Below are 14152 nucleotides of genomic sequence, written 5' to 3'. Positions count from 1 at the left end.
ACAGTATTCCCCGTCCGGCTTGATTCGATCAGTCAGACGGCGGTGGCGGCAGGTTGCCGATTCGCAGAGCGTCCATGTCGGCCACGATATGTGCGGTTTCCTGCAACAGCACGTCCGGCACCAGTGCGGCCGGATTGTCCGCGCTGGATTCCTGTGTAGAACCGGCTCCGGTCTTGCCGCTATCGGCCGCGGCAAGTTTATAGGCCGCTTCCAGCGTGGTCGCCGGCGGCAGGCCCTTGAGTTTGCGCCAGCCATTGGCAAGCGTTAGGCGCTCGTGGTCGCGTTCTGTGCGCTGTAATTCGCGCGCCGACAACAGCAGCGGTACGGATTTTTCCGCGCGTTCCTGCGCCAGCAGGTGCAGGCCGTCCACGTACAGTGCCCAGGCCGGGCTGTGCGCAATGCGTTCAGCATGCAATTTTTCCAGTTTGGGCAACGCCGCTGCGAGTCCAAGGTGCAACGGGGTATAGTCGGCGGCGGCAATCTGATCCCAAGGCAGGGCATCATCCTGGGTGTCTTCGCCGAATTCCTGCGGGTCAATGTTTGACGGCAGGGTGATGTCCGGCGTGATGCCCTTGCGCTGGGTACTCGCCCCGCTGACACGATAAAACTTGTCCACCGTGAGTTTGAGCTGGCCGGTGTCCTGGTTACCCGGCACGATGCGGTTCAGGTCGAACAAGGTCTGCACCGTACCCTTGCCGTAGGTATTGGAGCCGATAATCAATCCACGGTGGTAATCCTGGATGGCGCCGGCAAATATTTCCGAGGCCGAGGCCGTGAAGCGGTTCACCAACACCGCCAATGGACCCCGATACACGATACTGCTGTCGTCGTCATCCAGAACATCAATCCTGCCGTCGCGGTGCCGAATTTGGACCACGGGTCCGTGCGGAATGAACAGCCCGGTCAGCCGGATAGCTTCGTCCAGAGCGCCGCCGCCGTTGTTGCGTAGATCAATGACCACGCCGTTCACGTGCTCGGCTTCCAGTTCCAGCAACAGCTTGCGCACGTCCCGGGTGGTGCTGGTGTAGTTGGCTTCGCCCTCCATGCGCCCTTCGAAATCGCTGTAAAAGGCCGGGATGGTGACGACTCCAATCTTGTACTGGCGGCCTGCATGGCTCAGCGTGATGACGCTTTTGTGCGCCGCCTGCGCCTCGAGTTTCACGGTGTCGCGCACCAGGCGGATGACTTTTTCGGCCGAACCGGGCGGCGCACCCGCGGGCAGGATTTGCAGGCGCACTACCGAGTCCTTGGGGCCGCGAATCAGTTGCACCACGTCGTCGAGGCGCCAGCCGACCACGTCCACCATGTCACCCTTGTCGCCCTGGGCTACACCGGTGATGCGGTCGTCGGGATGCAGCTGCTTGCTGCGCGCCGCCGGTCCGCCGGGAATCACCTGGTCCACGCGCGTGTATTCACCCTCGGATGTCAGCGCGGCTCCGATACCTTGCAATTTCAGGCTCATCTGAATCTGGAATTCCTGCGACTGGTCGGGCGAAAAATAATTGGTATGCGGGTCCAGCGACAGGGTGTAGGAATTCATGAACAGGTCGAAGACATCCGCAGGCGCAATCTGCCGGGTGCGGTATTCGATGTTTTGATAGCGCTTGCGCAGGATGTCCGCGGTCTGCGGCCAGGTTTTCCCGGCCAGCAGCAGACCCAGGGCATCGTTCTTTACGCGCATGCGCCACAGGTCATCCAGTTGCGTGACATTGGCCGCCCAGGGCGCCTTGGAACGGTCATAGACGAAGCTCTCCTTGACCTTGAAATCCGGCTCTTTGGCGAGCAGGCCGAGCGCGTACTGGATGCGCTGTTGCACGCGCTGCTGGTACACGTTGTATATGGTGAAAGCCGGGCGCAGGTTGCCGTTGCGGATCGCGTCATCCAGGGCGTCGCGATAGGGCGCGAAACTGTCGATATCGGACTGCAGGAAGTAGCTGCGGTTGGGGTCCAAGTTCTGCAGGTAATGGGTAAATATCAGCTGCGACAGTGCCTGGTCCAGGGGCGCCTTGTTGTAATGGTAACGTTCGAGAATACCCGCGATTGCCTGGTCCACCAGAGTCTCGCGTGGCAGTGGGCTGAGCGCGGCCAAGGGGGCAACACTGGCCGCGACCGGAGCTGCACGGGTGGCACCATCGGCCGACGCGGCAAGCAGCGTAAGCCCGATACACATCAGGCCGGCAAAGACTCTTTTACGCATCGTATTCGGGAGTTTCCTGGGTTAAATGTGCCAGTGGAGCCTGCCGCAGGCGCAGACCCTGGCAGCCGGGTTGCATGCTATTGGAGTTTGTCCGAGCGCGTGCGCCATTGGGGCGCTATGTAAGAGGCCCGAGACGCTGTAAGTACCTGCAAATGATTATACATGTAATTGAATTATAGGCAGACTTTCCCCCCCCGCATTGTGAGGCCAATGACCCTTCCGATCTCCGTAACAGTCCGGCTTGGCACGGCGGGCGACGGGGGGGGCGTTGCAGCCCGCAGTCATGCGGCGCATCGGCATTGGCGCTGCGTTGCAGCTTTGCACCGTTACCGGCGGTCGCGACTGGCATGCAGCGGTTTCGGAACACGCTCGTCAGAGCCGCGCCGGATGCGACAACGCTCACACCGGGTCGCGCTCGTGGTCTGTACGCGGCTTGTGGTGAGCTGATATGCAGGGTTTTCCGAGTAATTTACCCGGCATCTGTGTGGGATTCAGGCGCTGTGCGCCGCGCGCGGCGTGGTGCGCCGGGGATTTCAGCTGAAATTAAGCCGGTATATTTATGAAGTCGGCCAATGCGCTTGCCGTGCTGCTATGCTACGCGGTGTAAATTGGCGGAAACGGGATTGTGCGCTTCCCGCCGGTCGCGGGGCATCAAGATGGCAGCGCGGGTGGTGGCAACTCCTGGGAAATTGTGATTTTTTGTCTCTGGTGTCTTGACTTGACACAACGTATTCGAGTAAAAAACTGGGCCCCTAAGAATGGTTTAACGGTGCGATAGGCGATCCTGCGTGTTGCTCAACTGGTCGCAGGACGCCTGTGCGCGTTTGTAAACAGCGGATACCGGCTCCGGTATTGCAGGAGATTCTTAAGTGAATATTCAAGAGCTGCTTCATATTGCCAACGTTTCGGGTGGCGTCATCTGGATCATCGTTTTCACGTTGCTGGTGGCGCTGGTCATCATCATTGATCGCACCTGGACGCTGGCCAAGATCGTGCGCCAGGGCGAACTGATCGCGCGCACGATCCTGCAATCCGATCAAGTGGATCGCGATGCGCTCATGGATCTGGCGGTACGCACCGCCAAGTATCCTCAGGGTGCGGTGCTGGAAGTGGCGCTCAAGTATCCCGAACTCAAGGACGCGCAGCGCCTGTCCGAACTGATTGAGGAAACCATCCTGCTGCAGGCGCCGCGCGTGGACCGCGGCATGTGGGTGCTGGACACCGTGATTACGCTTGACCCGTTGCTGGGGCTGCTCGGTACCATCATCGGCATCTTCGAAGCCTTCCAGGTGCTGGGTGCCGCGGACACCGCGCCTACGCAGGTAACCGGCGGCGTGGCAGTGGCGTTGATCGCAACCGCCGCAGGTCTCGCGGTCGCCATCATCGGTCTGGTATTTTTCAACGGCCTCAACAACCGCGCCCGTCTGATCCTGCATCAGATGGAAGCCATCAAAGTGATGTTGGTGAATCGTCTCACCTGAGGCCGCGTGAGCCTGTAGGAGTCGGCGGTTAACATTCAACTGACCGTGTAAGGCACGGTCGAGGCAGGTAGCGGCCATGAAGAGTTTTGTCGAGAAGAAGAAGGGCAGGATCGAGATCATCAACATGATCGACATCATGCTCTTCCTGCTGGTGTTCTTTATCATGATCACGCTGCGCATGATCCCGGCGACGGGCATCGCGTCGCATCTGCCGCAAAGCAGCACGGCCGTGACGATCGAGCGGCCCAAGATCATCATCAGCCTGCAGGCCCACGGCCAGATTGTGGTCGAAAACCAGGTGATGACCCCAGATCAGCTGACTTCGTATCTGCTCGGCCAGGATCCGGCGCACGCCAACGTCACCATCGCGGGCGCGCGGGAAGCTACCTTGCAGGATCTGGTGATTGTCATGGACGCGTGCCGTGAAGCGGGAGTCACGCAGATTGGCATCGCCGCTAAAAACATCGACTAATCCATCATTAAGGTAGCACGGTGGACACGCAGCACGTTTTTAGCGAAAGCTTTTTCTCGTTCAAAAATGGCCGGAATCTCGTTCTGGCGATCATCGTCGAGGTGTTGATCGGCCTGATCGTGGCGGGCTTGATCATCTGGCAGCAGACCCACAAAGCGCCGCCGCCGCCGGTAAACAAGGTTGCGGTGGTGACCATTCCGCCGCCGCCGCCGCCGCCGCCGCCGCCGCCGCCCAAGACGCCGCAGCCGCCGGTGCCCAACATGCCCAAGCCGCAGCCGCTGACGGAGGTACCGCCGATTCCGACGCCGATTCCGACGCCGAATGCGGTACCGCCTCCGCCGCCCCCCCCGCCGCCGGTCCCGCGGCCGCAGGTCAATATGGCGGCCATAGAAGCCAGCTTCCAGGAACAGCTGCGTGCGTGCATTCAGGCGGTGGCCATACGCCATTACCCGCGCGAAGCGATACTCGCTGGCAGCACCGGCACCGTCGTGGTTCAGTTCAAATACATAAATGCCAGCATCAGCGATGCCGCGGTCAAACGCTCCAGCGGTACACGGGCACTGGATACCGCCGGAGTGCAGGCGGTACTGACGGCCAGATGTCCCGCGCCGCCCGAGCAATTTCAGGGAAGGGAATTTGTGTTCACCATTCCGATCCAATACAGCCTGAGTGGAGGCTGAGGGTCCGTGAATTGGCAGACTGCCGGCGACCACGCCGGCAGTTTTTATTTGTGCGTAATGAGGTTTTGCAGCAATCGGTCCAGGTGCGCTGTCGTACTGGTCTCGGTCTCAACCATGGCGATGGAGTTCGCCATGAATCGTCTGCCAAGGCTGATGACTCCTGCTGAACCGGAGAATTTTCCGGGGAGTCATGATCTGTGCCAACCGCTCGTTTCGAGCGCTGCAGCCCGGCACCGGGAATGCAGGGTTGCAGTCTGCTCCCGGAGCTCCGATCTCTTGCCGAAGCTGAACTCCAGGAGTTGGCAGCATGTGGAATTATCTGGCCGTGGCCGTGGGCGGCGTGATTGGCTGTTGCGCGCGCTACGGCCTTACCCAACTGGTGCAACAGTTTTACGGGCGCAGCTTCCCGCTCGCCACGTTCGTCATCAACATCCTCGGGTGCTTTTTGATGGGCTGGCTGTTTTTTCTGACCGTGGAACGCCTGTCGCTCAACCCCACGCTGCGCACCGCGATTCTCACTGGCGGCCTGGGCGGCTTCACGACGTTCTCGACATTTGCCATGGAAGCATTGTTGCTGGTGGAGGAAGGTGCAACCCGGATCGCCGTCGTATATGTAGCGGCATCGGTATTACTGGGTCTGGCTGCGGCCTTTGCCGGCGCCTGGCTTGCGCGCGGCCCGTGAGCGGCCTGGAACTGTGAGGCAACCATGCGTCTGCTGCGGATTTTCTTGGATCCGGTGAATCAAGGGCATAGTACGGTCGGACGGCAGAAGTCCTGTGAGGCCCGCGGGTTCGACACGGATTCCACGGCATGATTGTGAACCGGGCAAATCAGAATGCGGGTGTAACCCAATCCGACACGCGCACCCGTGCGCTGCGTTTCGTGCTGGGCATCGGCATCGTCAGTATGTTCGCGGATTTCACCTACGAAGGCGGCCGCGGCATCGTCGGACCGTATCTCGCGGTGCTGGGCGCAGGCCCGGTGTTCGTGGGCGTGGTCGCGGGACTGGGCGAGTTCCTGGGCTACGCGGTGCGGCTCCTGTCGGGCCGTTTTGTGGATCGCACGCGCCGCAACTGGCAGGTCATGGGCGCAGGCTACACGTTGAACCTTTTGGCGGTACCGGCGCTGGCGCTCGCGCCTCTGGCTTGGATCGCCGGTTTGCTGGTGTTTCTGGAACGCATCGGCAAGGGCCTGCGCAATCCCGCCAAGGATGCACTCCTTTCGCGCGCCGGCCGTGAGTTGGGGCACGGTTACGCTTTCGGCCTGCACGAATTTCTGGATCAACTGGGCGCGGTAGCCGGTCCGCTGTTGGTGGCGGGGGTCATCGCTCTGAATGCGCGTCATGGTCTGACCAGCCCGACGGCAGGCTACCGCGTGGCCTTTGCGGTTCTGGTGATTCCGGCGCTGCTCGCCCTGTTTTTCCTGTGGCGCGCCCGGGGTCTCGAACCGGAGGCAGCACCTGCGCCGATCGCACCCGTACCTGCCAAATTTGATGCGCGCTATTACCTTTACATGGCCTTCGCCGTGGTCAGCGTTCTGGGATTTTCCCACTTCATTCTGGTGGCCTATCACCTGCAGCTTACGCAACGCCTCACACCGGCACTGATTCCGGTGCTGTTCGGTGTGGCGATGGGTGCGGATGCGCTGGCCGCTCTGGTAGTAGGGCGTTTCTACGACCGTGTTGGCCTGAAGGTGCTGTATGCACTGCCGTTGCTTACGCTGCCAACCTTGCCGCTGCTGTTCTTAAGCGCGCATCCGTTGTGGATCTGGATAGGCGCCGTGCTGTGGGGCGCGGCCCTCGGCGTGCAGGAGAGTACGGTGCGCGCGGGTGTCGCCACACTCACGCCGGAAAATCTGCGCGGAACGGCTTACGGGTTGTTCGATACTGTATTCGGTGCGGCCTGGTTTGTGGGCAGTGTGATGCTGGGAGCGTTGTACGCCGTCAGTCCGCTGTGGCTGGTCGTTGCCGCGATGCTGCTGCAACTCGTGGCATTGCCACTGCTTGCAATCCTCAATTTCCGCGGTGCGTCACAAGCGTAGGCGGAAACGCCCATCGCGGGCACTGGCAACGGCAAAAAAAGGCATCCTCGCGGATGACCTTAAATATTGGTGGAGGCGGCGGGAAAGTGAGTCGCGCACGCGCGTACAGAGGCGTTGCCAGTGCCATCCGTGGCGCCGCCGTGTCTGCTTCGATACGCCCCGGCCCAGCCATCCATGGCTAGGCGTTCGATTCCCGCCGCCGCGGAAAAAGCAAAAGCCACCCTCACGGGTGGCTTTAATGCTGGTGGAGGCGGCGGGAATCGAACCCGCGTCCGCAAGTCCTCCGCCCTCAGCTCTACATGCGTAGCACACGTCTTTGATTTAACTGGCGGCTACCCGACGGGCAGGGAAAACCGACAGCGAGTCCGGTATTTTTTAGCGGCCTGGCGCCGGATGCACCTTACCGCGATCTTGTGAGCACGACCTCTGAGGCGTCTCCGAAGAGACTCTGGACGCACAAGCACGGCTCCAGTCAGAGGCTAGCCGGGATTAGGCGGCTAGGGCGTAGTTGCTATCGTTCGCAGCTAGCGTTTTTGCAAGACAGTTTTACGAGGAATCCTGCACCTCGGCATGCACTTCGGGTTTCGCGACCCACGTCGAGACCAGGTCGCCCCCACGCTGTGGCCGTCATTGTACACCGCGGTGCGCACGGACTTGCCGTCAGCCATGTCGCACCAGGCGCTGCTTCTGGCGCTGCCAGTCACGTGCCTTTTCGGTGCTGCGCTTGTCGTGGAGTTTCTTGCCCTTGGCCAGGCCGATTTCAAGTTTGGCGCGCCCGCGTTTCCAGTAGAGCGCGAGTGGCACGAGCGTATAGCCCTTGCGCTCGACCGCGCCGGTGAGCCGATCCAGTTCCACGCGCTTGAGCAGCAGCTTGCGCGTGCGCGTGGGATCGGGATGCACGTGGGTGGAGGCGGTATTGAGCGGCGTTACGTGTGCGCCCAGCAGCCAGGCTTCACCGCTCTTGATGAGCACGTAGCCCTCGGTGATCTGCGCCTTGTGTGCACGCAGGCTTTTGACCTCCCAGCCTTGCAGCGCGAGACCGGCTTCGAGACGCTCTTCGATGAAATAGTCAAAGCGCGCGCGCTTGTTGAGTGCGATGGTCGCAGCAGCGGGCTCGGTGGCTTCTTTCTGTTGCGGCATGCGGCGATTATAGCCCGCGTACTGCGCGGTTCCGGCGTTGTGCCACACGGACAATTGCCGCACAATCGCCGTCCATGCCGGACCCGCATTTCCGCTAGGCGCAACCCATGCGCACCGTCAATAAGTCGGCGCTCGTGCCGTACACCGCCGCGCACATGTATGCGCTGGTGAATGACGTCGAGCGCTACCCCGAGTTCCTGCCGTGGTGCCGCAGCGCCCGCATCCTCAGCCAGAGCTCCGCTGAGATGTGCGCCAGCCTGGAACTCGCGCGTAGCGGTTTCCACAAGACCTTCACCACCTGCAACCGGCTCGATCCGGGTCGCAGCATCGTGATTGCGCTGGATCGCGGTCCGTTCCGGCATCTTGAGGGCCATTGGGGATTCGCGGATCTTGGGCCCGAGGGTTCCAGGGTCACGCTCAACATGGAATTCGAATTCGCCGGAACGATGCTCGACCTGATGGCCGGTCCGGTGTTTCACGAGATCTGCAATTCGCTGGTGACGGCGTTCACACGCCGCGCCGCGGCCTTGTATGTCAAACCCGCGAACTCTGCACGTTGAAGTCGTTTATGCGCATCGCGACCTGCAGCGCTTGGTGAGGCTGGCGGTGCCGGCCGGCACGACGGCACGCGATGCCGTGCGGCTTTCCGGGCTGGCGCAGGAATTTCCCGAGCTTGCGGCGATCCGCTGTCGACTTGGAGTATCGGGTCGCCTGGTGAACGCGGAGCAATTGCTGCGGGACGGCGACCGCGTGGAGATCTATCGGCCGTTGCAACTTGACCCCAGGCAGGCGCGTCGCAGGCGTGCCCGCGGGTAACGCTGATTCAACCGTCCGTTGCGCCCGTCATCGGAAGTTTCTCGATGCTCACGACCTTGCCGTCCTTGAAGTACACCACGACGTGTTCGCGACTCACGCCTTGTTTCGGTGCCAGGCTGCTTGGCAGGTTGTAGTAGACATAGTCCCAGCGATCAGTATGGAACGGATCGCGGATCATGGGCGGACCCAGGACAAAACGCACCTGCGCCTCGGTCATGCCGGGCTTGACCTGTTCGATCATCTCGGGCTTGAGAAAATTGCCCTGCTTGATGTCGGGACGATAAACGCAAGCGCTCAGGGCGAGCGCTGCCAACAGCAGGGCGGGAACAATCAGGCGCATGGGAGTGGTTGTGCTGCGTGACCAGTGGGTGATAATACCCGAGTGCCGGCGCGTCGAGAAGCGGCGGCCGCGAGGAACTCTGCGTGGAAAGCCAGGAATTGCGCAACGCCGGTCTCAAGGTGACCCTGCCACGGGTCAAGATTCTCGAGATCCTGGAAAGCAGCGTGCTGCGCCACATGAGCGCCGAGGACATGTACAAGGCGCTGCTGGATTCCGGCGAGGACATCGGCCTGGCCACCGTTTACCGCGTGCTTACGCAGTTCGAGACTGCCGGTCTCGTGACCCGGCATCATTTCGAAGGCGGGCATTCCGTATTTGAACTGAACCAGGGCATGCACCACGATCACATCGTGTGCGTGAAGTGCGGGCGGGTGGACGAGTTCGTGGACGGCGAGATCGAAAAACGCCAGAAGCAGATTGCCATCGCCAAGGGTTATGAAATCACCGACCACTCACTGTATCTGTACGGCGTCTGCTCGGAATGCCGCAAGACCCTGAATAAATAGGTGCAGTTCGGCAATTTCGCGGCCGCTGGCGCGGGCGTGCGGAAAGGGGAATGGGCCTTCAGGAATTACCCGCGCGCGCGATCATTTCGCTGGCATGCTTGCGTGTAGTAGCGGTGATTTCCACCCCGCCCAGCATGCGTGCGAGCTCCTCAATCCTGGATTTTTTGTCGAGCAAGTCGATGCGTACGGATGTACTCTCGCCGTGGGTCTGCTTGAGCACGCGGAAGTGCTGATGCGCCTGCGAAGCCACCTGCGGCAGATGCGTGACGCACAGCACCTGGCGGCTGGCGCCGAGGCTGCGCAGATAGCGGCCGACGATTTCGGCCACCCCGCCGCCAATGCCGGCGTCCACTTCGTCGAAAATCATGCAGGGCACGGCGCTGGCACGCGCCGCCACCACCTGGATGGCGAGCGCAATGCGCGAAAGTTCACCTCCCGAAGCCACGCGCGCCAGCGCTTTGAGCGGTTGGCCGGGGTTGGCGCTCACCTCGAATTCCACCGTGTCGCTGCCGAGCGTTGAAAAGCGCTCGGCGTCAGTGTGGGTCTCGATCGCGAAGCGGCCGCCGGGCATTCCGAGTTCGCGCATGATGCCGGTGGTTTTGGTTCCAAGGCGGGCAGCCGTCTGCACGCGCTCGCGGCTGAGTTGTCTGGCGGACTCGCGGTAGGCGTCGCGCAGCCGCGCGAGTTCGCGTTCCAGTTCCTGTAGCGCGACTTCGGCGTTTTCGACCGCGTGCAGCTCGATGCGCAGCTTTTCCAGCAACGCGGGCAACTCCTCGGGATCGAGGTGGTGCTTGCGTGCCAGATTGTGAATCGCACCCAGGCGGCTTTCAACCTGTTCCAGTCGCCGCGGATCGAGATCCGTGTCGGCCAGGTAGCGGCGCAGCGTTTCGCCGGCCTCCGCGAGCTGGATTTCGGCATTGTTCAGTAGGTCCCCGACCGGCTTCAGGCGCACATCGAGTTCACCCAACGCGCTGAGCGCGGCCAATGCCTGGTGAGTCAATTGATGCGCGGAAGTTTCTTCATTTTCATAAACTGCGTCGAGCGCGGTTTGCGCGCCTTGCATGAGCTTGCCGCTGTTGGCGAGGCAACGGTGCTCTGCGTCCAGCGCCGCGATTTCACCCGGCTGCAAACCCAAAGCGTCGAGCTCGCTTACCTGATGGCCAAGCAGATCCAGCTGCGTGTCGCGGTTCCGGGCGGCGGCGCGCAATTCCGTGAGGCGCTCATGCGCTGCTTTCCACTCGCGGTACAGCCCGGTGACTTTGGCAAGCAGGGCCGCCTTGTCGGCATACTCGTCAAGCAGTGCAAGCTGTGCAGCCGGCCTGAGCAATGACTGGTGTTCATGCTGGCCATGGATGTCCACCAGCTGTTCACCAAGCTCGCGCAGCAGCTGCAGCGGTACGCTGCGTCCATTGATCTGGCCGCGCGTACGACCATCACGGCCGATGACGCGCCGCAGAATGCACGCGCCGTCGGCCGCGAGCTCATGCGCATCCAGCCATGTACGCACCGATGGCAGTTTGCCGATGTCGAATTCGGCGCCGATTTCGGCGCGCTCGGCGCCCAGACGAATCACTTCGGCGTCGGCCCGGTCGCCGAGCACCAGCCCCAATGCGTCCACGAAGATGGATTTGCCGGCACCGGTTTCGCCGCTGAGCACGCTCAGGCCGGCGGCCAGATCCAGGTCCATCCTGTCGATGATGGCAAAGTCGCGGATGGCGAGCTGGGTCAGCATGCGTTATTCATTATCGCCGCGCGCGGGCGCCGGACCCCAGTGCAGCTTGGTGCGCAGTATGCGGAAGTAATCGTGACCGCGTGGATGAATGAACGTCATGGCGCGATCCGCGCGCCACACGCGTATGCGGTCACCGGCATTGAGTATTTGCGTGTGCTGGCCGTCGCTGGTGGCCTGCGCCCGGCCTCCGTGGGTCTGGCTGATCACGATTTCCACACGACTGCCGGCGCCCAGTACGATGGGGCGGTCACCGAGCGCATGCGGACAGATGGGTACCAGGATCATGGCATCCAGCGCGGGGTGCAGAATTGAACCACCGCCGGAAAGCGCGTAGGCCGTCGAGCCGGTGGGCGTGGCCACGATGATGCCGTCGGCGCGGTGTGCGCACACGAATTGCCCGTCCACATGCGTTTCAAATTCGATGAGACGCCCGCCGCCGGTTTTCTGGATGACCACGTCGTTGAGCGCCGGTACACAGGCGGCAGTGTGTGTACCGTGCACAACTTCGGCTTCGAGCAGCAGACGGCGATCGGAGTGGTATTCGCCGCGCAGGATGGCCGCGATGTCCGTGTCCATCGAGTCCGGCGAAATGTCGGTGAGAAAACCCAGGCGCCCGAGGTTGATGCCGACCAGCGGCACCGGCCGGGCCGTGAACAGGTGCGCAGCCCTGAGCAGCGTGCCGTCGCCCCCGATGACGATGGCCAGATCCGCGGCCGCGGCCAACCGTGGATGGTCGGCCAGTTGCGCATCGGATGGGTGTCCGAGCAGCGGCGCCAGCGCCGCGTCCACCAGCGTCACGGCGTGCATGACGCGCAGCTGCGCCAGCAACCGCATGAGCGTCGCGGCAATTTGCGGGTCGCCTTCGCGGCCCAGCACGGCGATGGTGGCAAAATGAGCAGGCATACGGCCGGCAACGTTAGCATGGCCGCCCGGAGCGCGAAATGCCGGGCTGTGCTTGACGGTTCTCACGGCGGGCTGCCAGTTTTTTCAACGACACTCGGCGCTGGCCGGTGCCAGATGCGTGACAATGGAGCGATGGCAGACATGACGGGCCCGACCGCTGCGACGGCGCTGAACGAACGCGCACAACACCTGCTCAAAGTGCTGGTGGAGCGCTATATCCGCGACGGTGAGCCCGTGGGGTCGCGCACCTTGTCGCGGGATTCCGGCATGGAGCTGAGCCCCGCGAGTATCCGCAACGTCATGGCCGATCTTGAGGACATCGGATTCATCGCTTCGCCGCACACTTCGGCCGGGCGCGTGCCCACGGTCAAGGGCTACCGTTTCTTCGTGGACACGCTGCTGACCGTGAAGCCGCTGGCACAGCAGGAAGTGCGCCTGATCCGCCAGCAGCTCGATGTGGGAGATGCCGACCCGCAGGCGTTGCTGACTTCGGCCAGCAGCCTGCTGTCGGCGGTGACCCACATGGCAGGCGTGGTCACGTTGCCACGGCTCGAACATGTCGCCTGGCGTCACATCGAATTCCTGCCGCTGTCCGACAACCGCGTACTCGCGATTCTGGTGATCAACGAGGGCGAGGTGCAGAACCGCGTTCTGCACCTGGACCGCCGTTACGAGCCCAGTGCCCTGCAGCAGATCAGCAATTACCTGAATGCGCATTTTGCCGGCAAGGACATCCAGGCCGTGCGCACCGCGCTGATCGAGGAACTGCGCAGCACGCGCGAGAGCATGAACGAGCTCATGCTGGCCGCGATCCACATGGCGGAAAAGGCCGCGGAGCACCGCAGCCGCAATCAGGGGCGCAGCTACGTGATGGCCGGCGAGACCAACCTCATGGAATGGGCCGAGCTGTCGGACGTGGAAAAGCTGCGCCGGCTGTTCGAGGCCTTCAATCAGCGGCGTGAAATCCTGCACCTCATGGACAAGTGCATCGCCGCGGAGGGCGTGCAGATCTTCATCGGCGAGGAATCCGGTTACCGGGTGCTGGACGAATGCAGCGTGGTGACTGCGCCTTACAAGGTGGGCGACGCAGTGGTCGGCGTGCTGGGCGTGATCGGCCCCACGCGCATGGCCTACGAGCGCGTCATCCCGCTGGTGGATTTGACCGCGCGCCTGCTGGGCGCAGCCTTGAACCCGCGCAAGTAAGCCCCAACTCGTGGAAAATGCCGTCCGCGCCGCGGATGGCGTGATTGTGCCCGGTCGTCAGCCGGAGAGTGGAATCGGAGGACTCAATGAGCAAGAAGCATGCCGCCCATGTGGAACAGGCCGCGGCGCCCAATCCGGCTGCGGCGGAGCCTGTGGCGGATCCGGCGGTGGAACTCAAGACGGCTCTGGCCGAAGCCCAGCAGAAGGCCGCGCAGAACTGGGACGGTTACGTACGCGCGGTGGCCGAACTCGACAATCTGCGCAAGCGCAGCCAGCGTGACCTGGAAAATGCGCACCGCTATGCGCTGGAGCGTTTCCTGCAGGAACTCTTGCCGGTCAAGGACAGCCTGGAGGCGGGGATTGCCGCAGCGGCCGGCTCGGCAGACAACCTGCGCGAAGGCCTGGAGATGACGCTCAAAATGCTGACGGCGCTGCTGGAGCGCTTTGACGTGCGCGAAATCAATCCCGCCAGGGGTACGGCCTTCAATCCCGAGCAGCACGAGGCCATGACCCTGCAGCCCAGTACCGAGGCCCCGCCCGGCAGCGTGCTGTTGACGGTGCAGAAGGGCTACCAGCTGAACGATCGGCTGCTGCGTGCGGCGCGGGTGATCGTGGCCAAATCCCCGGATGCCGCGGCTTGAA

The 14152-nt window shown here is 62.5% G+C and carries 15 protein-coding genes, 1 other RNA gene and 1 riboswitch; of the genes, 10 read left to right on the top strand and 6 right to left on the bottom strand.

Going from position 1 to position 14152, the window contains the following annotated elements; genetic code table 11:
- Nucleotides 1-28 precede the first annotated feature (28 nt).
- The gene (locus VJR90_05895) at nt 29-2197 is read right to left on the bottom strand and encodes a carboxy terminal-processing peptidase (protein ID HKV97004.1); all 2169 of its coding nucleotides are present in this window, start codon (nt 2195-2197) and stop codon (nt 29-31) included.
- 869 nt (nt 2198-3066) lie between these two features.
- Between VJR90_05895 and VJR90_05890 the strand changes: the two genes are divergently transcribed.
- The 5 genes from VJR90_05890 (at nt 3067) to VJR90_05870 (ending at nt 6870) form a co-directional block, all read left to right on the top strand.
- The gene (locus VJR90_05890; protein ID HKV97003.1) at nt 3067-3678 is read left to right on the top strand and encodes a MotA/TolQ/ExbB proton channel family protein; all 612 of its coding nucleotides are present in this window, start codon (nt 3067-3069) and stop codon (nt 3676-3678) included.
- A gap of 76 nt (nt 3679-3754) precedes the next feature.
- Nucleotides 3755-4150, top strand: coding sequence for a biopolymer transporter ExbD (locus tag VJR90_05885; GenBank protein ID HKV97002.1), 396 nt, complete (start codon nt 3755-3757; stop codon nt 4148-4150).
- Nucleotides 4151-4170: 20 nt separating this feature from the next.
- Entirely contained in the window at nt 4171-4830 is a 660-nt protein-coding gene (locus tag VJR90_05880; protein ID HKV97001.1) for a TonB family protein, read from the top strand.
- 107 nt (nt 4831-4937) lie between these two features.
- Nucleotides 4938-5000, top strand: a riboswitch (Fluoride riboswitch).
- A 137-nt stretch (nt 5001-5137) separates the two neighbouring features.
- Complete coding sequence (gene crcB / locus VJR90_05875; protein ID HKV97000.1) at nt 5138-5512, top strand: fluoride efflux transporter CrcB; 375 nt, start codon at nt 5138-5140, stop codon at nt 5510-5512.
- Between the two features lie 128 nt (nt 5513-5640).
- Nucleotides 5641-6870 carry an MFS transporter gene (locus VJR90_05870; protein ID HKV96999.1) on the top strand — a complete coding sequence of 410 codons (1230 nt, stop codon included), beginning with the start codon at nt 5641-5643 and terminating at the stop codon, nt 6868-6870.
- 242 nt (nt 6871-7112) lie between these two features.
- Here the strand turns inward: VJR90_05870 and ssrA are convergent.
- Nucleotides 7113-7485, bottom strand: a transfer-messenger RNA (tmRNA) gene (ssrA, locus tag VJR90_05865).
- A gap of 45 nt (nt 7486-7530) precedes the next feature.
- Nucleotides 7531-8010: an SsrA-binding protein SmpB gene (gene smpB / locus VJR90_05860; protein HKV96998.1), complete on the bottom strand. Its 480-nt coding sequence runs from the start codon at nt 8008-8010 to the stop codon at nt 7531-7533.
- A 107-nt stretch (nt 8011-8117) separates the two neighbouring features.
- Between smpB and VJR90_05855 the strand changes: the two genes are divergently transcribed.
- Together VJR90_05855 and VJR90_05850 are read left to right on the top strand one after the other, a co-directional pair.
- On the top strand, nt 8118-8570 hold the full coding sequence (locus VJR90_05855; protein ID HKV96997.1) for a type II toxin-antitoxin system RatA family toxin: 453 nt from the start codon (nt 8118-8120) through the stop codon (nt 8568-8570).
- Entirely contained in the window at nt 8542-8826 is a 285-nt protein-coding gene (locus tag VJR90_05850) for an RnfH family protein (GenBank protein HKV96996.1), read from the top strand. Before VJR90_05855 ends, VJR90_05850 begins: the two co-directional genes overlap by 29 nt.
- 7 nt (nt 8827-8833) lie before the next feature.
- Here the strand turns inward: VJR90_05850 and VJR90_05845 are convergent, their stop codons facing one another.
- A complete protein-coding gene (locus tag VJR90_05845) occupies nt 8834-9166 on the bottom strand; it encodes an outer membrane protein assembly factor BamE (protein HKV96995.1) in 333 nt (110 codons plus the stop codon).
- A gap of 83 nt (nt 9167-9249) precedes the next feature.
- Between VJR90_05845 and fur the strand changes: the two genes are divergently transcribed.
- Entirely contained in the window at nt 9250-9672 is a 423-nt protein-coding gene (gene fur, locus VJR90_05840) for a ferric iron uptake transcriptional regulator (GenBank protein ID HKV96994.1), read from the top strand.
- Between the two features lie 58 nt (nt 9673-9730).
- Here the strand turns inward: fur and recN are convergent, their stop codons facing one another.
- On the bottom strand, nt 9731-11404 hold the full coding sequence (gene recN / locus VJR90_05835) for a DNA repair protein RecN (protein HKV96993.1): 1674 nt from the start codon (nt 11402-11404) through the stop codon (nt 9731-9733).
- A gap of 3 nt (nt 11405-11407) precedes the next feature.
- Nucleotides 11408-12307 carry an NAD(+) kinase gene (locus VJR90_05830; protein HKV96992.1) on the bottom strand — a complete coding sequence of 300 codons (900 nt, stop codon included), beginning with the start codon at nt 12305-12307 and terminating at the stop codon, nt 11408-11410.
- A 141-nt stretch (nt 12308-12448) separates the two neighbouring features.
- Here VJR90_05830 and hrcA point away from each other — a divergent pair, with 141 nt between their 5' ends.
- The gene (gene hrcA / locus VJR90_05825) at nt 12449-13510 is read left to right on the top strand and encodes a heat-inducible transcriptional repressor HrcA (protein HKV96991.1); all 1062 of its coding nucleotides are present in this window, start codon (nt 12449-12451) and stop codon (nt 13508-13510) included.
- Between the two features lie 86 nt (nt 13511-13596).
- On the top strand, nt 13597-14151 hold the full coding sequence (grpE, locus tag VJR90_05820; GenBank protein ID HKV96990.1) for a nucleotide exchange factor GrpE: 555 nt from the start codon (nt 13597-13599) through the stop codon (nt 14149-14151).
- The last annotated feature ends 1 nt before the right edge of the window (nt 14152 follow it).

The organism is Gammaproteobacteria bacterium (assembly GCA_035279405.1).
Classification (GTDB): domain Bacteria; phylum Pseudomonadota; class Gammaproteobacteria; order Natronospirales; family REEB76; genus REEB76.
The sequence above is the reverse complement of the archived record's forward strand: the minus strand, read 5'-3'. Positions and strand labels throughout refer to the sequence as shown.